General features: G+C 69.2%; 20 protein-coding genes and 1 pseudogene. 9 read left to right on the forward strand and 12 right to left on the reverse strand.

The window, feature by feature from the left end; all coding sequences use genetic code 11:
• Nucleotides 1-11: 11 nt before the first annotated feature.
• The 5 genes from hutI to hutH are packed head-to-tail and all read right to left on the reverse strand — an operon-like array spanning nucleotide 12 to nucleotide 5,817.
• Entirely contained in the window at nucleotides 12-1,235 is a 1,224-nt protein-coding gene (hutI, locus tag LXM88_RS16545; protein WP_262534386.1) for an imidazolonepropionase, read from the reverse strand.
• Between the two features lie 4 nt (nucleotides 1,236-1,239).
• Nucleotides 1,240-1,863, reverse strand: a complete 624-nt coding sequence (locus LXM88_RS16550) for a HutD/Ves family protein (RefSeq protein WP_262534387.1) — start codon at nucleotides 1,861-1,863, stop codon at nucleotides 1,240-1,242.
• A 2-nt stretch (nucleotides 1,864-1,865) separates the two neighbouring features.
• Nucleotides 1,866-3,554, reverse strand: coding sequence for a urocanate hydratase (gene hutU, locus LXM88_RS16555; protein ID WP_262534389.1), 1,689 nt, complete (start codon nucleotides 3,552-3,554; stop codon nucleotides 1,866-1,868).
• A gap of 39 nt (nucleotides 3,555-3,593) precedes the next feature.
• Nucleotides 3,594-4,289: a histidine utilization repressor gene (hutC, locus tag LXM88_RS16560; RefSeq protein ID WP_047898531.1), complete on the reverse strand. Its 696-nt coding sequence runs from the start codon at nucleotides 4,287-4,289 to the stop codon at nucleotides 3,594-3,596.
• A gap of 4 nt (nucleotides 4,290-4,293) precedes the next feature.
• Nucleotides 4,294-5,817: a histidine ammonia-lyase gene (gene hutH / locus LXM88_RS16565; protein ID WP_129512537.1), complete on the reverse strand. Its 1,524-nt coding sequence runs from the start codon at nucleotides 5,815-5,817 to the stop codon at nucleotides 4,294-4,296.
• A 216-nt stretch (nucleotides 5,818-6,033) separates the two neighbouring features.
• On the opposite strand from hutH, the gene LXM88_RS16570 reads away from it, so the two are divergent.
• The gene (locus LXM88_RS16570; RefSeq protein WP_262534394.1) at nucleotides 6,034-6,954 is read left to right on the forward strand and encodes a glutamate/aspartate ABC transporter substrate-binding protein; all 921 of its coding nucleotides are present in this window, start codon (nucleotides 6,034-6,036) and stop codon (nucleotides 6,952-6,954) included.
• A gap of 21 nt (nucleotides 6,955-6,975) precedes the next feature.
• Here LXM88_RS16570 and LXM88_RS16575 read toward each other — a convergent pair whose 3' ends face one another.
• Together LXM88_RS16575 and LXM88_RS16580 are read right to left on the reverse strand one after the other, a co-directional pair.
• Nucleotides 6,976-7,731: a 4'-phosphopantetheinyl transferase family protein gene (locus LXM88_RS16575; protein WP_262534397.1), complete on the reverse strand. Its 756-nt coding sequence runs from the start codon at nucleotides 7,729-7,731 to the stop codon at nucleotides 6,976-6,978.
• A gap of 181 nt (nucleotides 7,732-7,912) precedes the next feature.
• Nucleotides 7,913-8,953 (reverse strand): alpha/beta hydrolase family protein, encoded by a 1,041-nt coding sequence (locus tag LXM88_RS16580; RefSeq protein ID WP_262534400.1) that lies wholly within the window; start codon nucleotides 8,951-8,953, stop codon nucleotides 7,913-7,915.
• 176 nt (nucleotides 8,954-9,129) lie between these two features.
• Between LXM88_RS16580 and LXM88_RS16585 the strand changes: the two genes are divergently transcribed.
• The 3 genes from LXM88_RS16585 to LXM88_RS16595 all read left to right on the forward strand — a co-directional run bounded on the left by LXM88_RS16585 (nucleotide 9,130) and on the right by LXM88_RS16595 (nucleotide 11,591).
• Nucleotides 9,130-10,071, forward strand: coding sequence for a LysR substrate-binding domain-containing protein (locus LXM88_RS16585; RefSeq protein ID WP_262534403.1), 942 nt, complete (start codon nucleotides 9,130-9,132; stop codon nucleotides 10,069-10,071).
• A gap of 174 nt (nucleotides 10,072-10,245) precedes the next feature.
• Complete coding sequence (locus LXM88_RS16590) at nucleotides 10,246-11,478, forward strand: MFS transporter (RefSeq protein WP_262534404.1); 1,233 nt, start codon at nucleotides 10,246-10,248, stop codon at nucleotides 11,476-11,478.
• Complete coding sequence (locus tag LXM88_RS16595; RefSeq protein ID WP_262534406.1) at nucleotides 11,469-11,591, forward strand: hypothetical protein; 123 nt, start codon at nucleotides 11,469-11,471, stop codon at nucleotides 11,589-11,591. Before LXM88_RS16590 ends, LXM88_RS16595 begins: the two co-directional genes overlap by 10 nt.
• A gap of 30 nt (nucleotides 11,592-11,621) precedes the next feature.
• Here the strand turns inward: LXM88_RS16595 and LXM88_RS16600 are convergent.
• Nucleotides 11,622-13,089 (reverse strand): annotated as a pseudogene (locus tag LXM88_RS16600) (cryptochrome/photolyase family protein).
• A 447-nt stretch (nucleotides 13,090-13,536) separates the two neighbouring features.
• Here LXM88_RS16600 and LXM88_RS16605 point away from each other — a divergent pair.
• A complete protein-coding gene (locus LXM88_RS16605) occupies nucleotides 13,537-14,016 on the forward strand; it encodes an SRPBCC domain-containing protein (RefSeq protein WP_262534408.1) in 480 nt (159 codons plus the stop codon).
• A gap of 13 nt (nucleotides 14,017-14,029) precedes the next feature.
• The gene (locus tag LXM88_RS16610; RefSeq protein WP_262534410.1) at nucleotides 14,030-14,482 is read left to right on the forward strand and encodes a nuclear transport factor 2 family protein; all 453 of its coding nucleotides are present in this window, start codon (nucleotides 14,030-14,032) and stop codon (nucleotides 14,480-14,482) included.
• 67 nt (nucleotides 14,483-14,549) lie between these two features.
• Here LXM88_RS16610 and LXM88_RS16615 read toward each other — a convergent pair whose 3' ends face one another.
• Genes LXM88_RS16615 through LXM88_RS16630 form a run of 4 tightly spaced genes read right to left on the reverse strand, consistent with a single transcriptional unit; the run spans nucleotide 14,550 to nucleotide 18,680 of the window.
• Nucleotides 14,550-15,530, reverse strand: coding sequence for an acetyltransferase (locus LXM88_RS16615; protein WP_262534412.1), 981 nt, complete (start codon nucleotides 15,528-15,530; stop codon nucleotides 14,550-14,552).
• Nucleotides 15,531-15,547: 17 nt separating this feature from the next.
• Nucleotides 15,548-16,339 (reverse strand): SDR family oxidoreductase, encoded by a 792-nt coding sequence (locus LXM88_RS16620; RefSeq protein WP_262534414.1) that lies wholly within the window; start codon nucleotides 16,337-16,339, stop codon nucleotides 15,548-15,550.
• A gap of 41 nt (nucleotides 16,340-16,380) precedes the next feature.
• The gene (locus tag LXM88_RS16625) at nucleotides 16,381-17,574 is read right to left on the reverse strand and encodes a sulfotransferase family protein (protein ID WP_262534417.1); all 1,194 of its coding nucleotides are present in this window, start codon (nucleotides 17,572-17,574) and stop codon (nucleotides 16,381-16,383) included.
• A complete protein-coding gene (locus LXM88_RS16630) occupies nucleotides 17,571-18,680 on the reverse strand; it encodes a DUF1214 domain-containing protein (RefSeq protein ID WP_262534419.1) in 1,110 nt (369 codons plus the stop codon). The genes LXM88_RS16625 and LXM88_RS16630 overlap by 4 nt, the downstream gene beginning before the upstream one ends.
• Nucleotides 18,681-18,894: 214 nt before the next feature.
• On the opposite strand from LXM88_RS16630, the gene cysD reads away from it, so the two are divergent.
• From cysD to LXM88_RS16645, 3 genes are all read left to right on the forward strand, one after another.
• The gene (gene cysD, locus LXM88_RS16635; RefSeq protein ID WP_262534421.1) at nucleotides 18,895-19,791 is read left to right on the forward strand and encodes a sulfate adenylyltransferase subunit CysD; all 897 of its coding nucleotides are present in this window, start codon (nucleotides 18,895-18,897) and stop codon (nucleotides 19,789-19,791) included.
• On the forward strand, nucleotides 19,791-21,710 hold the full coding sequence (gene cysN / locus LXM88_RS16640) for a sulfate adenylyltransferase subunit CysN (protein WP_262534424.1): 1,920 nt from the start codon (nucleotides 19,791-19,793) through the stop codon (nucleotides 21,708-21,710). The genes cysD and cysN overlap by 1 nt, the downstream gene beginning before the upstream one ends.
• A gap of 131 nt (nucleotides 21,711-21,841) precedes the next feature.
• A complete protein-coding gene (locus LXM88_RS16645) occupies nucleotides 21,842-23,029 on the forward strand; it encodes a helix-turn-helix transcriptional regulator (protein WP_262534427.1) in 1,188 nt (395 codons plus the stop codon).
• The last annotated feature ends 207 nt before the right edge of the window (nucleotides 23,030-23,236 follow it).

A 23,236-nucleotide genomic window follows, 5' to 3' on the forward strand; every position in this document is an offset into this window, starting at 1 on the left:
CCCACGCAAAACTATCCGTTCGTCCGGCGAAACACGGTCGTGCCGCCGCGCACGACCTGCTCGCACAGCGGCCGGCCGATCCAGTAAGCAAGCTCCGACAGCGAGCCGACCGACCATGCGGCGAAGTCGGCCTGGCGGCCGACCTCGAGCGCACCGTGCCGATCCGCGCGGCCGAGCGCCGCGGCCGCATGGCGCGTGACGCCCTGCAGCACCTCGGGCACCGTCATGCGGAACAGCGTGCAGCCCATGTTCAACGTCAGCAGCAGCGATTCGAGCGGCGACGTGCCCGGGTTGTGATCGGTCGCGAGCGCGATCGGCACGCCGTGCTTGCGCAGCAGCGCGATCGGCGGCAATTGCGTTTCGCGGATGAAGTAGTACGCGCCGGGCAGCAGCACGGCGACCGTACCGGCCGCCTTCATCGCCTCGATGCCGGCTTCGTCGAGAAATTCGAGGTGGTCGGCAGACAGCGCGCGGTAGCGCGCGGCAAGCGCCGTGCCGCCCGCGTTCGACAGTTGCTCCGCATGCAGCTTCACGGGCAGCCCGCGCCGCGTCGCGGCCTCGAACACGCGCTCGGTCTGCGCGAGCGAAAAGCCGATGCGTTCGCAGAACACGTCGACCGCGTCGACGAGCCCCTCGTCGGCCAGCGCCGGCAGCATCCGTTCGCACACTTCGTCGATGTACGCATCCGCACGGCCCGCGTATTCGGGCGGCAGCGCGTGCGCGCCGAGGAAGGTCGTGTAGACGGTGACCGGGAAGCGCTCGCCGAGCTGGCGCGCGACGCGCAGCATCTTGCGTTCGGTCGCGAGGTCGAGCCCGTAGCCCGACTTGATCTCGATCGCGGTCACGCCTTCGGCGAGCAGCGGCTGCAGGCGCGCGGCGGCCTGCACGAACAGCGTCGTCTCGTCGGCCGCGCGCGTCGCGCGCACCGTCGACACGATCCCGCCGCCCTGCCGCGCGATTTCCTCGTAGCTGACGCCCGCGAGGCGCTGCGCGAATTCGTCGGCACGCGTGCCGCCGTACACGAGGTGCGTATGGCAATCGACGAGGCCCGGCGTCACCCACGCGCCGTGCAGATCCTCGCGCTGCCAGTGCGCATAACCGTGCGGCAGCGCGGACAACGCGCCGAGCCAGACGATCGTGCCGGTTTCGTCGACCGCGATCGCCGCATCGTCGATCGTCTCGTCGGGATGGCCGTGCGGACACAGCCTCAGGTGATGCCAGACAGTCGGTTTCATGCGTTCAGTCTCGTTCGCCGACGGCGAGCGAAACGGCCAGCAGCGCGCCGCCCCCGCTCACGACGACGTCAAACGCACGCCGCGGCCCATCGAGCCGCAGCGTGTCCATTTCTTCCAGTGCGTAGTGCGCGCCGTCGATTTCAACGCCGACCGCACCGGCCGCGCAAAACAGCAGCACGGTATCGGCGCGCTCCATGCGGTGCGCACCCGAGCGCCATACGTCGAGCGCGCCGCGCGCAGCCGAACGGCGCGTCATCAGGTTGAAGTCGCGCGTCGCGCCGTCATGCAGCGTCGCGTCGATCGCCGTCTCGCCCGCGAAATCCGCGCGCGCCAGCGGCGTATCGAGCACGTGGCGTGCACCGCCCGCTTCGGCAAGCGTCATGCCCGCGCCGGACAGCAGCACGAGCGTGCGGTCGACCCCGTCGAAACGCGAGAACGGCCCGGCCGTGCCGACGTCCGCGACGCTCACGCGCCACGCGAATGCATCGAGCGCGGCGCCGGGAGGAAAAGCGCCGATCTCGCGCGTCACGCCGCCGCCATTCTTCCACGGCGACGCGACGAGATCCGCCGCGCGGATCAGCGCGGCGGCCAGCGTCGCGTCTGCCGGCGCCTGAGCAAGCGCCGTCATGCTCAGCGGCCGAGCATCGGCAGCTTCAGGCCGGCTTCGCGGGCCGTCTGCTGCGCGAGTTCGTAACCTGCATCCGCATGGCGCATCACGCCCGTCGCCGGGTCGTTCAGCAGCACGCGACCGAGACGCTCGTGCGCTTCAGCCGTACCGTCGGCGACGATCACGACGCCCGAGTGCTGCGAGAAGCCCATGCCGACGCCGCCGCCATGGTGCAGCGACACCCACGATGCGCCGCCTGCCGTATTCAGCAGTGCGTTCAGCAGCGGCCAGTCGCTGACCGCGTCCGAACCGTCCTTCATCGATTCCGTCTCGCGGTTCGGGCTTGCGACCGAACCCGTGTCGAGGTGGTCGCGGCCGATCACGATCGGCGCCTTCAGTTCGCCGTTCTTCACCATTTCGTTGAACGCCTGGCCGAGGCGATAGCGATCCTTCACGCCGACCCAGCAGATCCGTGCCGGCAGGCCCTGGAACGCGATGCGCTCACGCGCCATGTCGAGCCAGTTGTGCAGGTGCGGATCGTCGGGGATCAGCTCCTTCACCTTCTGGTCGGTCTTGTAGATGTCTTCCGGATCGCCGGACAGCGCGACCCAGCGGAACGGGCCCTTGCCTTCGCAGAACAGCGGGCGGATGTACGCCGGCACGAAGCCCGGGAAGTCGAACGCGTTCTCGACGCCCATTTCCAGCGCCATCTGGCGAATGTTGTTGCCGTAGTCGAGCGTCGCCGCGCCGCGTTCCTGCAGCGCCAGCATCGCGCGCACCTGGACGGCCATCGATTGCTTCGCGACCTTCACGATGCTCTGCGGATCGACCTTCTGCGCTTCGCGCCATTGCGCGACGGTCCAGCCCTGCGGCAGGTAGCCGTTGATCGGGTCGTGCGCGCTCGTCTGGTCGGTCACGCAGTCCGGCGTAATGCCGCGCTCGACGAGTTCCGCGAACACGTCGGCCGCGTTGCCCAGCAGGCCGATCGACACCGGCTTGCCGTCGCGCTTCGCCTCCTCGATCATGCCGAGCGCTTCGTCGAGCGTCGTCGCCTTCTTGTCGACGTAGCGCGTCTTCAGGCGGAAGTCGATGCGGGTCTCGTCGCATTCGACCGCGATCATCGAGAAGCCTGCCATCGTCGCGGCGAGCGGCTGCGCGCCGCCCATCCCGCCGAGGCCGCCCGTCAGGATCCAGCGGCCCGACGGATCGCCGTTGAAGTGCTGGTTCGCGACCGAGAAGAACGTTTCGTAGGTGCCCTGCACGATGCCCTGGCTGCCGATGTAGATCCAGCTGCCGGCGGTCATCTGGCCGTACATCATCAGGCCCTTGCGGTCGAGCTCGTGGAAGTGATCCCAGTTGGCCCAGTGCGGCACGAGGTTCGAGTTCGCGAGCAGCACGCGCGGCGCATCCTTGTGCGTGCGGAACACACCGACCGGCTTGCCCGATTGAATCAGCAGCGTCTCGTTCTCTTCGAGATCCTTCAGCGACGCGAGGATCTGGTCGTAGCATTCCCAGTTGCGCGCCGCGCGGCCGATGCCGCCGTACACGACGAGCGCATGCGGATGCTCGGCGACTTCCGGATCCAGGTTGTTCTGGATCATCCGGTAAGCCGCTTCTGCCAGCCAGGTCTTGCAGGTTTTCTCGCTGCCGCGCGGCGCGCGGATCGTGCGCGTCGGATCGAGACGGGGATCGATGTGTTTCGGATGGTTCATGACGACTGCTCCCGAAGGAAAATGAATATCAAATAGGAATCAGAAATGCCCGGTGAAGCGATAACGGCTGCCGGGGTGCCACAGATTCGCCACCGAGGCGACGACGCCCTGCGACCAGGTGCGCCGATGTAAAACCAGACACGGCTCGACGTCGTCCATCCGCAGCTGCTCGCGCCGCTCCGGCGCCGGGGCCGCCGCTTCGATCCGGTACTCGACGCGCTGCAGCGGAGCCGCGCGCATCAGGTACAGGTTCGGCGTCGTGTTCGTGAAATCCTGCTCGGCGTAATCCGGCGCGACCGCCGGATTCACCCATCGTTCTTCGAGCTGCACCGGCTCGTCGTTCTCGAAGTGCAGCACCTGCGAATGAAACAGCTTCGCGCGCACGGCCACCTGCATCTCGTCGGCGAGCGCCTCGTCGGCGCGGATCGTGTCGAGGCCGAGCACGCTGGCGTGATACGCATGCCCGCGCGCGCCGACCTCCTCCGAGATACTGCGGATCGCCACCAGCGTCGACTCGTACTTCGGCCGCGCGACGTAGGTGCCCGCGCCCTTCATCCGCGTGAGCACCTGCTCGGCCGTCAACTCGCGCAGCGCGCGGTTGACGGTCATGCGCGCGACCTTGAACTCGCGCGCCAGCTCGTTCTCGGACGGCACCTGGTCGCCCTCCTCCCACTCGCCGGCGTGGATGCGGCCCAGGATGAAATCCTTGATCTCCTGGTAGACCGGCGCGCTCATGGGCTTACTGTTCCGATGCGAACGAGAACGGTGCAACCTTCGCGAACGCACGCTCGCCGACGAGCTTCGCGATCGCCGCGATGTCCGGTGCGAAGTAGTGGTCGAGCTCGTAGTGCGCGACCTTGCCGCGGATCGTTTCCATCACGGGCGCCAGCTTCGGGCTCGTGTGATACGGCGCGCGCAGGTCGACGCCTTGCGCAGCGGCCAGCAGTTCGATCGCGAGGATGTGCTTGGTGTTGTCCGCGATGTCGGCGAGCTTGCGCGCGGCGAACGTCGCCATCGACACGTGGTCTTCCTGGTTCGCGGAAGTCGGCAGCGAATCGACCGACGCCGGGTGCGCGAGCGTCTTGTTTTCCGACGCGAGGGCAGCGGCCGTCACGTGGGCGATCATGAAGCCCGAGTTCACGCCGCCGTCCCGCACGAGGAACGGGGGCAGGCCCGACAGCGTCGCGTCGATCAGCAGCGCGATGCGGCGCTCGGCCAGCGCGCCGATTTCCGCTGCGGCCAGCGCGAGGTTGTCGGCCGCGAACGCGACGGGTTCCGCGTGGAAGTTGCCGCCCGACAGCACTTCGCCGGTATCCGGGAAGATCAGCGGGTTGTCCGACACCGCGTTCGCCTCGATCAGCAGCACGTTGGCCGCATGGCGCATCTGGTCCAGGCACGCGCCCATCACCTGCGGCTGGCAGCGCAGGCTGTACGGATCCTGCACCTTGTCGCAGTCGCGGTGCGACTGGTTGATCGGCGAGCCTTCGAGCAGGTCGCGGTAGGCCGCTGCCGCATCGATCTGGCCTTGATGGCCGCGCAGTTCGTGGATGCGCGCATCGAACGGCTTCACCGAGCCGGCCGCCGCGTCGACCGACAGCGCGCCGGCGACAAGCCCGGTGCGGTACAGGTCTTCGATCGAGAACATGTTGTCGAGCGCCAGCGCGGTCGATGCCTGCGTGCCGTTCAGCAGCGCGAGGCCTTCCTTCGCCTGCAGCGTCAGCGGCGCGAGGCCCGCGACGCGCAGACCGTCGAGCGCGCTCGCGCGCTCGCCGCGGATGAACACTTCGCCGACGCCGAGCAGCACGGCCGACATGTGCGCGAGCGGCGCGAGGTCGCCCGATGCGCCGACCGAGCCCTTCACCGGGATCAGCGGCAGCACGTCCGCGTTGAACAGCGTGATCAGCGCATCCATCACTTCGCGACGGATGCCCGAGTGGCCGCGGCCGAGGCTCGACAGCTTCAGCGCCATCAGCAGGCGCACCGACGAACGCTCCATCGGCGCGCCGACGCCGACCGCGTGCGACAGCACGAGGTTCTTCTGCAGCAGCTCGAGCTGGTCGTGCGGGATGTGCGTGCTGGCCAGGCGGCCGAAGCCCGTGTTGATGCCGTAGGCCGGCTCGCCCTTCGCGGCGATGTCGGCGACGGCCTTCGCGCCGGCGTCGATCTTCGCGAAGCTGGCCGGGTCGAGCGTCAGTTGCACGGATTCGCGTGCGATCTGGCGCAGTTGCGGGAGGGTCAGGTGGCCGGGGGTCAACGTAATCATGTGAGCAATCCTGTCTAGACAAGTTCGGAATGGATTGAAGTGTAGCCACCCGAACTTGTCTAGACAACCCGTTTTTCACCGATTTCGACTCAGGAGTTTCCCTGATGCCCGGCCCGGCCCACCGGATCGGCCAGCGGGGCCCGAGCATTAACATATGTTGCAATTATTTTGTATTTGGCAACATACGGATCACCACTCGACAAGGAGATCCCCGTCATGAACATCCCGCCCCGGTTCGCCGCCCTGTTCCGCCGCAGCCTGCTCGTCGCCACGTGCGCGCTCGCGTGCGGCGCGTCGCTCGCCGCCGAGCCGCTGTCGGGCACGCTCGAGAAGATCCGGCAGGGCAACCTGATCTCGATCGGCCATCGCGAGACGTCGGTGCCGTTCTCCTACGTCGACGCGAGCGGCAAGGTGATCGGCTTCTCGCAGGACCTGTGCGATCGCGTGATCGCCGCGGTGAAGGCGCGCACCGGCAAGCCCGACCTGCAGGTGCGCTTCATCCCCGTCACGTCGCAGAACCGCATCCCGCTGGTGCAGAACGGCACCGTCGATCTCGAATGCGGCGTGACGACCAACCTCGCCGCGCGTCACGCGCAGGTGGCGTTCTCGACCACGTTCTTCGTCGCGACGACGCGCCTGCTCACGCGCACGACGTCGGGCATCCGCGACTTCCCCGATCTCGCCGGCAAGACGGTCGTGACGAACCAGGGCACGACGTCCGAACGCCTGCTGCGCAAGATGAACGAGGAAAAGAAGATGAACATGCAGATCATCAGCGCGAAGGACTACGGCGAAGGACGCCTCACGCTCGAATCGGGCCGCGCGGTCGCGTACATGATGGACGACGTACTGCTCGCGGGTGCGCGCCAGCTCGCCGCGAAACCGGGCGACTGGCAGATCGTCGGCACGCCGCAATCGTCGGAAGCCTACGGGTTCATGCTGCGCAAGGACGATCCGCAGTTCAAGGCGCTCGTCGACGGCGTGCTCGTGCAACTGATGAAAAGCGGCGAGATCAACGCGCTGTACGACAAGTGGTTCATGAAGCCGGTGCCGCCGAAGGGGCTGGCGTTCGACTTCCCGATGAGCGACGTGATCAGGACGCGCTATGCGGCGCCGAACGACACGCCGCTCGAATAAGCGCCGCTCGTTGACACCGGCTCACGCGCGCGTCCACGCGACGCACGCCGCGTAGCCGGGCGCCGCGTCGACCCACGCCGCGTCGAACGCCGCGACGCCGGCGGCGGGCGCGGCCGGCTCGACGATCGTCGTCGCGGGGGTCGCCGGATCGCGCGGCGGCACGACCGCGAACGCGCGCAGCCCGCCGACGATGCCGGTGCCGAGCGCCTTGAGCAGCGCCTCCTTCGCGGACCAGACCCGCATGAATGCGTCCGCGCGCGCGTCGGGCGGCAGGCCGTCGAGATACGCGGCCTCGGCCGGTGCGCAGACTTCGCGTGTCAGCGCATGCCAGTCGGCCGTGCGATGGCAGGATTCGATGTCGACGCCGACGCGGCCCGCAGGCGCCCACGCGAGCAGCGCGTGATCGCCCGCGTGCGACACGTTGAAATCGAGCGTCGTGCCATGTGCGGGGGCCGGCGACGGCCGCCCCGATTCGTCGACGACGATCGCGACCGCGTGCGGCGCGACACCGAGAGCCTCGCCGAGCACGTCGCGCAGCGCGGCGCGTGTCGCGGCGCTGCGCACCGCATCCTCGTGCCGCAAGAAGCGTGCGGCCCGCGCCCGCTCGTCATCGCTGAGCGCCGCATAGGCGGGCGACGCCAGCGGCACGCGCCAGTCGAAATCGATGCGCGCGATCCGCACGCCGGCGCGGGACGCGGCGGCCGGCACGTCGAGCGCATGCACGCGCCACGCACGGGGTGTTTCGACCGGGGCAGCGGAATCGGATGGAATGGACATCGGCACGCGGCAGCCTGTGCTGTGGAATGAAACGTCCGATGTTAATCGATCGCGCCGGCGCACGAACCGGTGCGTGCGCGTATCGACGCGCTCGCGCCGAACGCGGGATTCTTCGCGAGCGACATTCGAAGGCCGCGCACGGCAGCGCACCGCGCGCGCCGCATTGCGCTGCCGCCCCGCTTCACCCGTTCGCGGCCACGCCCGGCACGCCGCTACCCGCCACCCGGGCGCGCGACGCCGGATGAAGTGCGTGCACGACGCCCGGCGCATCGGCCGGCAGCACGCCGTGTTGCAGCCAGTACAGCGCGACGGGCCACAGCGTGTCGGTGAAGCGGCTGTGGAAAAACGCGAAATGCCCGATCGCATCGACGCCGACGTCGGCCGGCGCGATCCGCAGGTGCGAGACGTCGCTGCCCGTGTAGTAGCCGACCAGCCGCTCGATCGCGTCGACCGTGCCGAACGCGTCGTCGTCGACGCCGATCGCGAGCATCGGCGCCGACAGCCCCGCGAAGCGGGCCGGCAACGCCGCGCGGCTCACGGCGCCTTCGTCGAGCACGCCGCCGATGTAGCCGTCCTCGAAACGCGGCTGCGAACGCGCCCACGACAGCGCGACACCGCGCGGCGTGTCCTCCATCCAGCCGAGCCGCTTCGCGGGCACATAGCCGAACACGGCCGCGAGCGCCGGCATCGCGACATGCCACTTCCACCACATGCCGCGCCGCTCGGCCGGCAGGTAATCGCGCCAGTACGCATACTGCGCGCCGACAGTCACCGCATGCCGCACGTGCACGTTCGACGCCGCGAGCCCGAGCAGGCAGCCGCCGATACTGTGCGCGACGACGTCGAGCGGCTGGCCCGGAAACGCATCGCGCGCGTATTGCAGCGCGGCTTCGCAATCGAGCCGCCCCCAGTCGAGCCAGTTCGCGCGCAGCTTCGCGAGTTGCGCCGGGCGCGACCCGCCGATGCCGCGATAGTCGTAGACGAGCACGTCGCGCCCCTGCGCGAACAGCCAGGCCGCGAAACGGAAGTAATAGTCGCAGCGCACCGACGTCGCGCAATTGACGACCGTCACGGGCCGCGCCGCGCCGCCGCCGCGATGGCGCCACACGTGGCCGCGCAACGCATAACCGTCGGCCGCGCGCAGCGTCACGGGCTCGGGCGGCAATGCGCCCGCCGCACGACTGCCCTGCGCCGCCCCGCTTCCTTCGTTCGAAATCGTCATCCTGTCCCCTGTCTCCTGTCGGCCGGAGTTGGCGCTTCAGCGCTTACTCCGGCCCCATGCTTCGCGATCCGGGCCGCCGCGAGCCGCCGCCCGCGCCCATCGGCCAGCCTCCATTGAACTTGACGCGTGCCGCGTTCTCAACCAATCTTGCTGCTCCGTTCGCATGAGTCACGCGCATGTCAACGCCTCTCGTCCGTCTCCCGTCGCTCGACCTGGTCCGCGGTTTCGTCGCGGTCGGCCGCCGCATGAGCATCACGCTCGCCGCGCAGGACCTGTGCGTCACGCAGTCGGCGGTCAGCCGCCAGGTGCACGCGCTCGAAGCGCATCTCGGCGTCGCGCTGCTGCAGCGCGGCTACCGGAAGATCGCGTTCACGCCGGAAGGCGAGCGGCTGTTCCGCGTCGCGGATGCAGCGCTGCACAGCCTGCAGGACACCGTCGCGTCGCTCGCCGCCGCGCGCGAGCGCCAGCCCGTCACGATCACCGCGAGCATCGGCGTCACCGCGCTGTGGCTGCTGCCGCGGCTCGGGCGGCTGCAGGCACGCCTGCCGGAGATCGACCTGCGCGTCGCCGCGAACGACAAGGTACTCGATTTGCGCACCGAAGGCATCGACCTCGGCATCCGCTATTGCCCGCGCGATCGCGCGCCGGCCGGCGCGTTGCACCTGTTCGACGAGATCGTCGTGCCGGTCGCGCATCCCGCGCTGGCCGCGCGGCCGGTCACGACCGTGGCCGCGATCGCCGACCATGTGCTGCTCGAATTCGACGGGCCGCCGCAGCCGCAATTGCAGTGGCGCACGCACCTGCAGGCGGCCGGGCTCGGCGACGCGCGCCCGAAAGGCGTGCTGCGCTTCAACCAGTACGACCAGGTGATCCAGGCCGCGATCGCGGGCCAGGGTGTCGCGCTCGGGCGGCTTGCACTCGTCGCGCCGATGCTCGCGGACGGGCGGCTCGCGGTGCTCGGGCCGCACACGCAGGCGCTGTCCGATGCGTACGGCTACTGGCTGTTCCAGCACGATCCGGCCCCGCGCCGCGAAGTGGCCGACGTGCGCGACTGGATGCTCGTCGAAGCTGCCGAATGCGATGCCGCGATGCATGCGCACGACATGGCGTCTGCGTAAGCCGGCTTTCCGGATGACCGTGACCACGACCTGCCGCGTCGCCCGGCCGCACGCCGTCGCATTCCTCTCACGCATGCCAACCTGACCGAATGATCGCTTGAGCGACGCCGGGCCCGATCGTCTAATCGGATCGAGCGCGGCCGTTTCGCCGCGCGCCTTCATCCGGAGACACGCATGACCCCGATCGAGCAGGAAGTCCGACGCCGCTGGCTGCCCGTGCTGGCGGGCGGCCTGATCATGGGCGCCGCGCTCGGCATCCGCCACGTGCAGGGCCTGTTCCTCGCGCCCGTATCGCTCGACCACGGCTGGTCGCGCGAAGCGTTCGGGCTCGCACTGGCGCTGCAGAACCTGATCTGGGGTGTCGCGCAGCCGTTCACGGGGATGGTCGCCGATCGCTTCGGCTCGGTGCGCGTGATCGTCGCCGGGATGCTGTTGTACGCGGCCGGGCTCGTCACGATGGCGCACGCGGCGTCGACCGGCATATTCACCGTCGGCGCCGGGCTCGTGATCGGCATCGCGCTGTCGGGCTCGGCGTTCGCATCGATCTACGGCGCGCTGAGCCGCCTGTTTCCGCCCGACCGGCGCGGCTGGGCGCTCGGCGTTGCCGGCGCGATCGGCGGGCTCGGCCAGTTCTGCATGGTGCCCGTCGCGCAGGAACTGATCGGCGGGATCGGCTGGCGGCACGCGTTCGTCGCGCTGGCGCTCGTCGCGGCGCTGCTCGCGCCGCTCGCCGTGCTGCTGCGCGACCGGCCCGCGCAGGCGGCCGGCGCCGCCGCCGGCCCCGACCAGTCGATCGGCGAAGCGGTGCGCGAGGCATTCGCGCACCGCGGCTTCTGGCTGCTGAACGCCGGCTTCTTCGCGTGCGGCTTCCAGCTCGCGTTCATCGCAACGCACCTGCCCGCCTACTTGCTCGACCACGGGCTGCCGGCGCGCCACGCGAGCGTCGCGCTCGCGCTGATCGCATTGACCAACGTGGCCGGCACCTATGCGTGCGGCCACCTCGGCGGGCTGCTGCGGCGCAAGTACGTGCTGTCGGTGCTGTACCTCGTGCGCGCGCTCGCGATGGCCGCGTTCGTCGCCGCGCCGCTGTCGCCCGCGAGCGTCTACGTGTTCGCGGCCGTGATGGGGTTCACGTGGCTCGGCACGGTGCCGCTGACGAACGGCGTGATCTCGCAGGTGTTCGGCGTGCGCTACATCGCGACGCTGTTCGGCTTCGTGTTCTTCGGGCACCAGCTCGGCAGCTTCTTCGGCGTCTGGCTCGGTGCGATCGTGTACGACGCGACGCATTCGTACCTGCCGCTGTGGATCGGCTCGATCGCGCTCGGCGTGCTCGCGGCGCTCCTGCACCTGCCGATCGACGACGCGCGCATCGCGCGTCCGGCGTCGGGCAACGCGGCATGGGCATGATCCGCGCGGCGCTGGCGGCCGGCACGCTCGCGTTCGTCGCGTGGTGCGGTGCGGCCTACTTCGATTCGGGCATCGCGTACGCGCTGCTCGAACACGTCGCGTTCTGCAACTGACGCGGCAAGCCGCACCGCGCAGGCAGACCGTCAGCGACGTTTCGGCAACGTGGCCAGCGCATCGAGCGCGCGAGCGCGCGCGGCGGCGTGATCGACGAGCGGTGCCGGATAGTCGACGCCGAGTCGCACGCCGGCCGCGTCGAGCTGCAGCGGCGACGCTTCCCACGGCGCGTGGATCGACGCGGTGTCGAGGCCCGCGAGTTCGGGCACCCAGCGCCGCACGTACGTGCCGTCCGGGTCGAACTTCCGGCCCTGCGCGACCGGGTTGAAGATGCGGAAATACGGCGCCGCAGCCGGCCACCCACTGCCAGCTCGCCGCGTTGTTCGCGGGGTCGGCGTCGACCAGCGTGTCCCAGAACCACGCTTCGCCCGCGCGCCAGTCGATCAGCAGGTGCTTGACGAGGAACGACGCGACGACCATCCGCACACGGTTGTGCATCCAGCCCGTCGTCCACAGCTCGCGCAGGCCCGCATCGACGAGCGGATAGCCGGTCCGGCCGCGCTGCCACGCACGCAGCGCCGCGGCATCGTCACGCCACGGCATCGCGTCGAATTGCGCGCGGAAGTTGTCGGTCGCGAGCGCCGGGAAGTGATACAGCAGCGCGTAGCTGAATTCGCGCCAGCCGAGCTCGCTCAGGAACTTGTCGGCATCCGCCGCATACGCCGCGCCGCCTGCATTCGCGGCACCCTGCACCGCGTGCCACACCTGTCGCGGCGATACATTGCCGAAGCGCAGGAACGGCGACAGCCGGCTCGTCGCGGGACGGTCGGGACGATCGCGCGCCTCCGCATAACCGGCGAGCGACGCCGTCAGGAACGCGTCGAGCCGTTCGTGCGCACCGGCCTCGTCGGGCGCAAGCCACGCGTCGCGCAGGCCGCCGGCCCAGTCCGGCACGGGCGAGCGCAACGCGAGCGCGTCGAGCGCCAGCGCGCGGTCGCGCACGGCTTCCGGCCACGGTTGAAACACGATCCGTTCCGGTTCCGGCAGCGGCGCGGCGACCGTGCGGTCGCGGCGCGCCGCGCGCCAGTACGCAGTGAACACCTGGTACGGCGCACCGCTGCCCGTCAACACCTCCCATGGCTCGTTCAGCAGGCTGCCGTTGCTGCTCTCGACCGCGACGCCGCGCGCCTTGAGCGACGCCTTCAGCGTCGCATCGGCATCGCGCTGCGGCTGTGCATAGCGGCGGTTCCAGTACACGGCCGCCGCGCCCGTGTCGTGCACGGCGCGCTCGATCTCGCGCTGCGCGTCGCCGCGCAACAGCAGCAACCGCCCGCCATGACGCGCGAGCGCGGCGTCGAGCCCTGCCAGCGACCCGTGCAGCCACCAGCGCGCCGCGCCGCCCGGCGGACGCCCCGCGCCGGCGCCCGTGTCGTCGACGAACGCGCAGACGAGCGGCCGGCCCGATTCGACCGCGCGTGTCAGCGCAGGCTGGTCGGTCACGCGCAGATCGTCGCGGAACCAGACGATAGCGGGAGCAACGGACGACTTGGCGGGCACTGGCACCTCGATGCGGGAAGCGTAATGGGATGCGTATTGTCGCGGCTGCGCCGCGCGGTGTCGACGCTCGACGCTCGACGTGTCGACGTGTCGACGTGCCGACCTGCTGACGTGCGGACGCGCGACCTGCCGACCTGCCAACGTGCGGACGTGCGACCTGCCGACGTGCTGACTCTCGACGTGCCGACACCGATGACGGTCGTGGCAATCACGCTGCGTCGCACGCCCGGTGAAACGCCTTAGTCCATTCCGACGATTCTTCGCCGCATCCGCCGGCCTACGCTCGATGTCGGGTGCCCCGCGATGCGCGGCACGTGCCGGCTGCTACCGGCACCGCGCGCACCGATCCGCACCCGCCACGCGCGCCGGCCGACGCCGGCGCGAATCCTTCCGACCGCCGCGGCGCCCAGCCACCCGGGCGCGCGCAGCCTCACCCGACAGACCTCCATGACCAAACCCTCGAATCTCGTCACCTCGATCGCCGTCGACATCGACGCGCCGGCTTCCGTCGTGTGGGAAGTGCTGACCGACTTCCCGCGCTACGGCGAATGGAACACGTTTTGCGTCGGCTTCGAAACGACCGGCAAGCTCGGCGATTTCGTGCACATGCAGATTCGCATCCCGGGCACGGAGACCGTGATTCCCGTCAGCGAGATCCTCGTCGCCTATGAGCCCGAGCGCCTGCTGTCGTGGGAGCAGCGCCCGACCGACGCCAACAAGGACGCCGCGCGCCGCGACCAGTACATCGACGCCGACGGCCCGGAGCGCTGCCGCTACTTCACGACCGACCAGTTCCTCGGCGTCAACGCGGACACGATCATGCAGAACCACGGCGCGTGGGTGAAACAGGGCTTCGACCAGTGTGCGCGCGACGTGAAGCAGCGCGCGGAAGCGCTGCATGCGGCACGCCGGCACAACAGCGCGTGACCGGGAGCGGCCGATGCCCGATCTGCAAACGCTGTCCGACCATCACGACATCCACGAGCTGGTCGTCGCGTATTCGAGCGCGATCGACACGCGCGACTTCGACGCGCTCGATACCGTCTTCACGCCCGACGCGGCGATCGACTATCGCGCGATGGGCGGCATCGCCGGCCGTTATCCGGACGTGAAGGCGTGGCTGCGCTCCGTGTTGCCGCAGTTTCCGCAGTACCAGCACATGGTCGGCAACCTGTCGATCCGGCTCGACGGCGACACCGCGCGCGGCCGCACGATCTGCTTCAATCCGATGGAAGTCGCGCTGCCGGACGGCGGCACGCAGGTGATGTTTCTCGGGCTGTGGTACGTCGACCGGTTCGTGCGCACCGCGCAGGGCTGGCGCATCGCCGAGCGTGTCGAGGAGCGCTGCTACGGCCACAACGTGCCGGCCGCGCTCGCGGGCGCGACCGGCTGATCCGGTCGACCTGGCCACGACGCGCGCCGTGCGATGGCTGCACGGCGCGCGTCGTGGAGGCGCAGCTTCAATCGAGCCGGAACGCCGCTTCGAAACGCGCGGCGAATGCGTCGAACTCGGTTTCCGGCAGATGGTTGATGCCGCCCGCGCGCTTGCGCCCGCCGCCGGTCGCAAAGCCGCGGCAGAACTCGTCGGCACCGAGCGGCCGACCATCGGGCACGCGCACGCTGACGACGAGCCCGCCATCGGCGCGCGGCGACAGCACCGCGAGCGCCACATGCGGCGCGTTGCGCATCCGTTCGTTCGCGAGCATCCCCGTCGCGCGCCGCGCCCACGGTTGATCAGGCATCCGCACCAGCGTCGCACCCGGCACCTCGCGCAGCGGCGCGAGCGCGCACGCGCGCGCCATGTCGTCGCGGTAGCCGTCGCGCAGCGCGGCGAACACGGCGGTCCCGCGCACGAAATCGAGCGGATCGACGCACGGCAGCATCGCGTCGGCGAGCGCCGCCGGATCGAAGTGCAGGTCGCCGACGCAATCGCCGTACGCGTTGTAGTTCAGGTAGAGCCCGAGTTCGGCGAGCGTGCAGCGCTCGGCTTCGTCGATCCCGTGCTCGCGTGCGAGCGCGTCGCCGAGCGCCGGCAGTTCGTCGCCGAAGGCCGCGACGATCGCCCAGCGCACATGCCGGCCGCCGAGATAGCGGTTCACGAGCGCGCTCGTGCAGACGTCGGCCGCCGTGTCGATATGCGCGCCGAAACGCGGATCGTCGGGCAGCTCGCCCGCGAAGTGGTGGTCGAAATAGCGGACCGTCGCGCCGTCGCGCAGCAGCCGCGCGCACGCGTCGCGGTTCTGGTCGTGCGACACGTCGAGCACGGTGACGATGTCGCCCGCGCGTGCATCGATCCGCTCGAGCAGCTTGATGTCGCGCTTCACGCCGGTCACGAGCGTGCCGATCACACCTTCCGCGAGCCGCAGTTGTTGAAGCGCGCACAGGCCGTCCGCGTCGCCGTTGAACGCGAAAAAATGCCGCGCGTCGTGGTTGTCCTGCATGATCCTTTGCTCCATCGTCAGGGCATGAAATCGCCGCCGTTCGCGTCGAGCGTCGCGCCCGTCACCGCGTTCGCGTAGTCGGACGCGAGAAACAGCGCCGCGCGCGCGCAATCGTCGTCGGTCGGCAGCTTCGCGAGCGCGATGTTCGACGCGATCGGCGCGATGATCTGTTCTTCCGTCATCCCGTATTCGGCCGCTGCCTGCCGGAAATACGTCTGCGTCGGCACGCCCCACATCCAGCCCATGTGGATGCTGTTTGCGCGGATGCCGTGCACGCCGAGTTCGCGCGCCAGGTATTTTGCCGCAACGGCGAGCGCCCCCTTCGATACAGCGTAGCCGCCTTCCCCTGCAAAAGGCTTGCGGGTCGCCTGCGTGTTGATCATCACGATCGCGCCGCGCTGCTCGCGCTTCATGTGCGGCACGACTTCCTGCGTGAGCGCCATCGTGCCGAACACGTTGGTGTCGAACACCGCGCGCCAGCCATCGAGATCGGCTTGCTCGACCGGCTCCGGAAACGTGCCGTGCACGAATGCGCTGTTCACGAGCGCGTCGATCCGGCCGAAGCGCTCGACCGCCTGTGTCGCGAGTTGCCGGCATTGCGCGCGATCCGTGATGTCGGTCTTCACCTTCAGCACGTCGCAATCGACGCCGAGTGCGCGGATCCGCGCTTCGGCATCGTCGAGCTTCTCCTTCGTGCGCGCCGCGACGACCACGCCACGCGCGCCCTCGCGCGCGGCCTCGACGGCGAGCTTCACACCGAGGCCCGGGCCGATCCCGGAAATCACGACGATCTTGTCCTTCAGCAACATGGGGTGTCTCCTGGTTGTCGTTCGTCTCGCGGGTGCGGCCGTCAGCCGGCCGCCCGCAGGTGCCGCGCGCGATATGCGGCGAAGTCGCGCGCGAGCTGCGCATCGGTGAAGCCAAAGCGCGCGATCGAATAGTCGTGCGCGGCGCGCTTGTCGCGGCCGTTGCGCGCCATCCAGTCCGTCATCGCCGCGCGCTGCCGCGCATCGAGCGACATGCCGGCGAACGCGTACACGGCTTCCGCGACGCCGAGCGGATTCGCTACGGTGTCCTCGAAACGCACGTCGAGGAACCGGTCGGCCGGCAACGCGTCGCGCGCCGCCATCGCCGCGCCGATCGCGCGCGCCATCCCGGTGTTCCATTGCGCGCCGACGGCGAGCGGATCCGGATCGTCCGCATACATCTGCCACAGCGTGTGCGCCATGCTCGCCATCGACGGAATCGTCTGCGCCGGATCGCGGTGCGTGAGCACGACCCGCGCGCGCGGGAACACGCGGCACAGCACGTCGAGCGCATGCAGGTGCTGCGGCGTCTTCAGCAGCCAGCGCTCGGCCGGCGCGACACCGCGCCGCGCCTTCTGCCACTGCAGGAACTGCAGCATCCGCTTCAGGTACGTGTAGACCGGCGTGAGATCCTGCCGCGCGAGCCATGCCGTATAGCGCGGCACGTTCGCGTACGAATCCATCGCACACACGAACGAGTGCTCCATCAGCATGAACTCCTCGTCGGCGAGCATCGCGTCGAGCGGATGGATCGTCAGGATCTGCGGGATGCAGTCGATCATCGTCGCGACCTCGGCCTGCGCGCGTGCGATACGCACGGCCGGCGCGTCGAGCGTCTCGCCGGCGAGCGGCGCCGGGTAACGCGTTTCCCACCATGCAGCCGAATGAAAGCGCGGGTCGACCGCCAGCAGCCGCTGCAACAGCGTCGTGCCCGTGCGAGGCAGGCCGACGATCACGAGCGGATCGTCGATCGCGATGTCCGCGATCTCCGGAAAACGCCGGAAGTAATCCTCGACGACGAGCCGGTTCACGAGCTGGCCGACGAGCTTCTCGCGCATCATCTCCGCGCCGCGCGCGGACAGCTTCGCTTCGTCGATCAGCGACGCGCACATCACGTCGAGCGCGTCGCGATACGGCCCGTCGCCAAACGCGGTGAGCCCGCCCGTGCGCGATACGGCCTCGGCGATCAGCCCGTCGGCGGCGAGCAGCGTGCGGATCCGGTCGAGCGGCGCGTTCATGCGGCCTCCTTCAGCGTCGCAAGCTTGACGACGCGCGTGCGCGGATGCACGGGTTGCGCGGCGCCGACCCAGCGCCAGCAGATCGTGCCCGTGCGATGCCCGGCCGTATCGAGCCAGTTCGCGTCGCCCGGCCGCGCTGCCGCGACGACCACCGTCACGCCGCCGTCGGCATTCAGCCGCGCGCTGTGCTTGTTCACGCAGATGTCGAAGTGCCGGTAGTCGAGCGACTCCATCCAGTAGTTGTTGAGCTGCACGTTCCAGAAATCGCAGTCGGGCACCGTGTCGACGTCGATCACGAGCGCTTCGTCGTCGGCCAGCGACCAGCACGAGTGGTAGTAGTAGATGTTCGGGTCGCCGCCGACCGACTGGCACAGCGCCTGGTCGGCGGGCGGCAGCGCATTGACGTGCGACCGGTAGCTCGCGGCCCAGTCGGCGAACAGCTTCGACGTTTGCTCGACGAACTGCGCGGCGCGCGTGAGGCCCCCCTGCAGCACGAGCGGGTCGAGCGGCGCCGGGCGATCCTGCGCGCCGATGCGCTCGATCTTCAGTTGCGCGGGCGTCTCCGCACGCCGGTCGAGGAAGGTCTGGCGCACCAGCAACGCGTTGGTGCCGGACTCCATGCGCACCCAGTTGCCCGCGCGCGGCGTTTCGCTCAGCACGATCTCGAAGCTGCCGTCCGGCGCGATCTCGAGCTGCTTCGCATCGAGAAAGCCAGTCTGCAGCATCTTGCCGTCGGTCTCGTAGCCGCCCTTCTGCGTGCCGAAGCTCAGGTACGCGACCGTGCCGCGCCGCCCCGTCACGCGATATTCGCAGCGTCCGTCGACGCGCGCGTACTGGTACAGGTTGTCGGGATTGTCGGCGCCGATCTTCGCGGTCTCGTGCGACGGCGAGAAGAAGCCGGGCCATGCGCCGTCCGCGAACTCGACGTGCATTTCCAGCGCGATGCGCATCAGCCTGCTCAGGTAGCGGAACCCTTCCGCGCGCGTCAGCGGATCGTCCGGCGCCTCGGCGCGCAGGATCTGCTGTCCGCTGCGTTTCAGGGTGTCGCAGAAATCGGCCCAGGTCTGGCCCGAAAGCAATTGCGTGGCACGTGTGTCGTCCGTCATGTGTCGTCTCCGCCGATGGTCGAGCGCTCACCTTAAGCGCCTGCGTCGCGCGCCACTTCGTCCGGGTGGACTAAGGAAAGATCCGCTGCGCCGCCGCACGGCCGTTTAGTCCACCCGGACGAAGAGCGGCATGCCCCTCGCTCGATACCGTTGGCGTCATGCACGAAACGCCGCACATGTCGCGCGGCGCCGGCATGAAACAAGGAGACGAACGATGTTGACCCACTTGGAGCGGCTGGAGGCCGAAAGCATCCACATCATGCGCGAGGTGGTCGCGGAGAGCGAGAACCCGGTGATGCTGTATTCGATCGGCAAGGACAGCTCGGTCATGCTGCATCTCGCGATGAAGGCGTTCTACCCGGCGAAGCCGCCCTTTCCGCTGCTGCACGTCGATACGACCTGGAAGTTCCGCGAGATGATCGCGTTTCGCGACGAGACGGCTGCACGGCTCGGCCTCGACCTGCGCGTGCACATCAACCCCGACGGCGTCGCGAACGACATCAATCCGTTCACGCATGGCTCGGCCGTGCACACCGACGTGTGGAAGACGCAGGGGCTCAAGCAGGCGCTCGATCACTACGGCTTCGACGCCGCGTTCGGCGGTGCGCGCCGCGACGAGGAGAAATCGCGCGCGAAGGAGCGCATCGTGTCGCTGCGCTCCGAACAGCACCGCTGGGACCCGAAGCGCCAGCGTCCCGAACTCTGGTCGCTGTACAACGCGCGCAAGCGCAAGGGCGAAAGCCTGCGCGTGTTCCCGATCTCGAACTGGACCGAACTCGACATCTGGCAGTACATCCAGCTTCACGACATCCCGATCGTGCCGCTTTACTTCGCGAAGGAACGCCCTGTCGTCGAACGGGACGGCGCGCTGATCATGGTCGACGACGAACGTTTGCCATTGCGCGAAGGCGAAGTGCCGCAGATGCGCAAGGTGCGCTTTCGCACGCTCGGCTGCTATCCGCTGACGGGCGCGATCGACAGCGATGCGACGACGCTCGACGACATCCTGCAGGAGATGCGCGAGACACGCACGTCCGAGCGCCAGGGGCGCCTGATCGACAGCGATTCGGCCGGTTCGATGGAAAAGAAGAAACAGGAGGGATATTTCTGATGGCACACGTACTCACCGCGCCCGACGCGCTCGCGCGCCGCAACTCAGCCGCGTCCGCCGCCGCCGACGACGCGCAAACCAAGGACCTGCTGCGCTTCATCACGTGCGGCAGCGTCGACGACGGCAAGAGCACGCTGATCGGCCGCCTGCTCTACGAATCGAACATGCTGTTCGACGACCAGCTCACGCAGCTCGAGGCCGATTCGAAGAAGGTCGGCACGCAGGGCGGCGAACTCGATTTCGCACTGCTCGTCGATGGCCTGTCGGCCGAGCGCGAGCAAGGGATCACGATCGACGTCGCGTACCGCTTCTTCGCGACCGCGCGACGCAAGTTCATCGTCGCCGACACGCCCGGCCACGAGCAGTACACGCGCAACATGATCACCGGCGCATCGACCGCCGATCTCGCAGTGATCCTGATCGATGCGCGCAAGGGCGTGCTCACGCAGACGCGCCGCCACAGCCATCTCGTCGCGCTGATCGGCATCAAGCGTGTCGTGCTCGCGATCAACAAGATGGATCTCGTCGACTACGACCAGGCCGTGTTCGACCGCATCGACGCCGACTATCGCGCGTTCGCGGCCGAGCTCGGGCTGGCGGAGATCGTCAGCATCCCGATGTCGGCGCTGCGCGGCGACAACGTGATCGTGCCGAGCGCGCGGATGCCGTGGTATGCGGGCCCGACGCTGATGCAGCATCTCGACAATCTGCCGCTCGCCGCGCGCGTGACGCGCGACGAGCCGTTCCGGCTGCCGGTTCAGTGGGTCAACCGCCCTCACCTGAACTTCCGCGGCTACGCGGGCAGCATTGCATCGGGCGAGATCCGCGTCGGCGAGCGCGTGCGCGTGCTGCCGTCCGGCAAGGAGAGCCGGGTCGCGACGGTGATCACACAGAGCGGCGAAAGCGGCCTCGCGCGCGCCGGCGACGCGGTGACGCTCACGCTCGCCGACGAGATCGACATCAGCCGCGGCGACGTGATCGCGTGCGCGGACGCGCCGCCCGAAGTGGCCGACCAGTTCGAGGCGACGCTCGTGTGGATGCACGACGAGCCGCTGCTGCCCGGCCGCCCGTATCTCGTGAAGCTCGGCACGCAGACGGTCGGCGCGACCTGCGCGACGCCGAAGTACAAGATCGACGTGAATACGCGCGAGCATCTCGCCGCGCGTACGCTCGCGCTCAACGAGATCGGCGTGTGCAACCTGAGCTTCGACCGGCCCGTCGCGTTCGATCCGTACGACGTGAACCGTCATACGGGCGGCTTCATCGTGATCGACCGCTTCACCAACGACACGGTCGGCGCCGGGATGCTGCACTTCGCGCTGCGCCGCGCGCACAACGTGCACTGGCAGGCCGTCGACGTCGATCGCGACGCGCGTGCGGTACAGAAGGCGCAGACGCCGCGCATCGTGTGGCTGACTGGGCTGTCGGGCGCCGGCAAGTCGACGATCGCGAACCTCGTCGAGAAGCGGCTGCACGCGCTCGGCCGGCACACGTACCTGCTCGACGGCGACAACGTGCGGCATGGGCTCAATCGCGATCTCGGCTTCACCGAGGCCGATCGCGTGGAGAACATCCGGCGCGTCGCCGAAGTCGCGCGGCTGATGCTCGACGCGGGGCTCATCACGCTCGTGTCGTTCATCTCGCCGTTCCGCGCGGAACGCGACATGGCGCGTGCGCTGGTCGGCCCCGACGAGTTCGTCGAAGTGTTCGTCGACACGCCGCTCGCGATCGCCGAGGAACGCGATCCGAAGGGCCTGTACAAGAAGGCGCGACGCGGCGAGCTGAAGCACTTCACGGGCATCGACTCGCCGTACGAGCCGCCCGCGCAGCCCGAGTTGCGCGTCGACACGGTGGCCGAGTCGCCGGAAGCGGCGGCGGACCGCATCGTCGCGTACCTGCTGCGCGAACGCGCGGCGTAAGCGCCGCATGCGGGCAGCCCGGCGGTTGCCCGCATGCCCGCGTCACCCTACTCCGTTCGGATGACGCGGGCCGCCGGCCGGCCGGTATGCTGGTCCGGGAACACTTCATCCGGACCAAGGAGAACACGAGCATGCGGATCGCGCTGGCGCCCGGCGATACGGCCACGCACGACGGTTTCGACGACGCGGCGTGGACCGCGCGCGAACTCAGCGCGTGGCTCGGGCTCGTCTACCAGGGCCCGTCGGAAGCAACCCCGTGGGCCGGCTTTCTCGAAGCGGTCCGCGAGCGGCTCGACGCGAGCTTCACGACGCTCGTGCTGCGCAATCCGGGCGGCTCGCGGCACGGGCTCATCATCAACGCATCGACGCACGGCCCGCTGCTGCCCGGCGAGCCGTCGTACAGCGAGCAGTTCTATGCGCTGTGCCCGTTTCTCGACCACCCGCCCGGCCAGGTCTTCACGGCCGACCGGCTGTTCGGCGAAACCGCGTGGCGCGCGCACGACTTCTACCGGCAGTACCTGCAGCCGCTCGACCTGCGCTACATCCTCGGCGCGAACCTGCGCGGCGAACGCGGCGTCGAGTGCGCGTTCTTCGTGAGCCGCGCGCACGGCGGCCGCGATTTCGACGCGGCCGAGCGCGCGCAGGTCGCGACGCTGCTGCCGCACCTGCAGCGCGCGGTCGAGCTGCACGCGGCGCTCGACGTGCTCGACGCCGAACGCGCGCTGTATGCAGGCACCGTCGACCGGCTCGACGTCGGCACCGCGATCGTCGACGAGGACGGCCGCGTGATCAAGCGCAACCGCATCGCCGAGCGGCTGATCGACCAGCAGGACGGGCTGTGCATGCGCCAGGAGCGACTCCACGCATCGTGCCCGCTCGACGAGCGCCGGCTGCAAAAGGCGCTGCAGGCCGCGCTCGAGCATTTCCGCGCAGGCGCGCTCGCGCGCATCGAAGCCACCACGCTGTCGCGCCCCGGCGGCGCGATGCCGTTGAGCGTGCTGCTGCGCCCGCTCGCGCCCTACCGCGGCGCCGAGGACCGCCAGCACCGTCCCGCCGTCGCGGTGTTCGTCCGCGATCCGGCGGCGTCGCCGCAGACGTCGCGCGACATGCTGCACCGGCTGTTCCGGCTCACGCCGATGGAAACCGAAATCGCGCTGCTGCTCGTCGACGGGCTGACGCTCGACGAGGCGGCCACCGCGACGGGCATCACGAAGAACACCGCGCGCGCGCACCTGCGCGGCATCTTCGCGAAAACGGGCGCGACGCGGCAGGCCGTGCTCGTGAAGACGCTGCTCAACAGCGTCGTGTCGATGGCGTAACGGGCCGCAACGGCCGCCGCCGGACGGCCTGCGCGGCCGACGCGCGGCGCGGATCGCGGCCGGGCACCCGGTGATCGATGCGATCTCATTTGACGTCATACGTCATCAGACATGATCGACTCGCTGATCGATCTTGTGAAATTCGCCAATATTTAGGAAATTTCCGGGTAAACCCGCGACGTCTTCACACGTGCTCAGGCGTAACAT

Source organism: Burkholderia sp. S-53, assembly GCF_025560745.1.
Lineage (GTDB): Bacteria > Pseudomonadota > Gammaproteobacteria > Burkholderiales > Burkholderiaceae > Burkholderia > Burkholderia pyrrocinia.

Excerpts from the sequence above, each read along its gene's own strand:
- hutI (WP_262534386.1), bottom strand. The coding sequence starts at position 1,235 with ATGAAACCGACTGTCTGGCATCACCTGAGGCTGTGTCCGCACGGCCAT.
- LXM88_RS16550 (WP_262534387.1), bottom strand. The coding sequence starts at position 1,863 with ATGACGGCGCTTGCTCAGGCGCCGGCAGACGCGACGCTGGCCGCCGCG.
- hutU (WP_262534389.1), bottom strand. The coding sequence starts at position 3,554 with ATGAACCATCCGAAACACATCGATCCCCGTCTCGATCCGACGCGCACG.
- hutC (WP_047898531.1), bottom strand. The coding sequence starts at position 4,289 with ATGAGCGCGCCGGTCTACCAGGAGATCAAGGATTTCATCCTGGGCCGC.
- hutH (WP_129512537.1), bottom strand. The coding sequence starts at position 5,817 with ATGATTACGTTGACCCCCGGCCACCTGACCCTCCCGCAACTGCGCCAG.
- LXM88_RS16570 (WP_262534394.1), top strand. The coding sequence starts at position 6,034 with ATGAACATCCCGCCCCGGTTCGCCGCCCTGTTCCGCCGCAGCCTGCTC.
- LXM88_RS16575 (WP_262534397.1), bottom strand. The coding sequence starts at position 7,731 with ATGTCCATTCCATCCGATTCCGCTGCCCCGGTCGAAACACCCCGTGCG.
- LXM88_RS16580 (WP_262534400.1), bottom strand. The coding sequence starts at position 8,953 with ATGACGATTTCGAACGAAGGAAGCGGGGCGGCGCAGGGCAGTCGTGCG.
- LXM88_RS16585 (WP_262534403.1), top strand. The coding sequence starts at position 9,130 with ATGTCAACGCCTCTCGTCCGTCTCCCGTCGCTCGACCTGGTCCGCGGT.
- LXM88_RS16590 (WP_262534404.1), top strand. The coding sequence starts at position 10,246 with ATGACCCCGATCGAGCAGGAAGTCCGACGCCGCTGGCTGCCCGTGCTG.
- LXM88_RS16595 (WP_262534406.1), top strand. The coding sequence starts at position 11,469 with ATGGGCATGATCCGCGCGGCGCTGGCGGCCGGCACGCTCGCGTTCGTC.
- LXM88_RS16605 (WP_262534408.1), top strand. The coding sequence starts at position 13,537 with ATGACCAAACCCTCGAATCTCGTCACCTCGATCGCCGTCGACATCGAC.
- LXM88_RS16610 (WP_262534410.1), top strand. The coding sequence starts at position 14,030 with ATGCCCGATCTGCAAACGCTGTCCGACCATCACGACATCCACGAGCTG.
- LXM88_RS16615 (WP_262534412.1), bottom strand. The coding sequence starts at position 15,530 with ATGCAGGACAACCACGACGCGCGGCATTTTTTCGCGTTCAACGGCGAC.
- LXM88_RS16620 (WP_262534414.1), bottom strand. The coding sequence starts at position 16,339 with ATGTTGCTGAAGGACAAGATCGTCGTGATTTCCGGGATCGGCCCGGGC.
- LXM88_RS16625 (WP_262534417.1), bottom strand. The coding sequence starts at position 17,574 with ATGAACGCGCCGCTCGACCGGATCCGCACGCTGCTCGCCGCCGACGGG.
- LXM88_RS16630 (WP_262534419.1), bottom strand. The coding sequence starts at position 18,680 with ATGACGGACGACACACGTGCCACGCAATTGCTTTCGGGCCAGACCTGG.
- cysD (WP_262534421.1), top strand. The coding sequence starts at position 18,895 with ATGTTGACCCACTTGGAGCGGCTGGAGGCCGAAAGCATCCACATCATG.
- cysN (WP_262534424.1), top strand. The coding sequence starts at position 19,791 with ATGGCACACGTACTCACCGCGCCCGACGCGCTCGCGCGCCGCAACTCA.
- LXM88_RS16645 (WP_262534427.1), top strand. The coding sequence starts at position 21,842 with ATGCGGATCGCGCTGGCGCCCGGCGATACGGCCACGCACGACGGTTTC.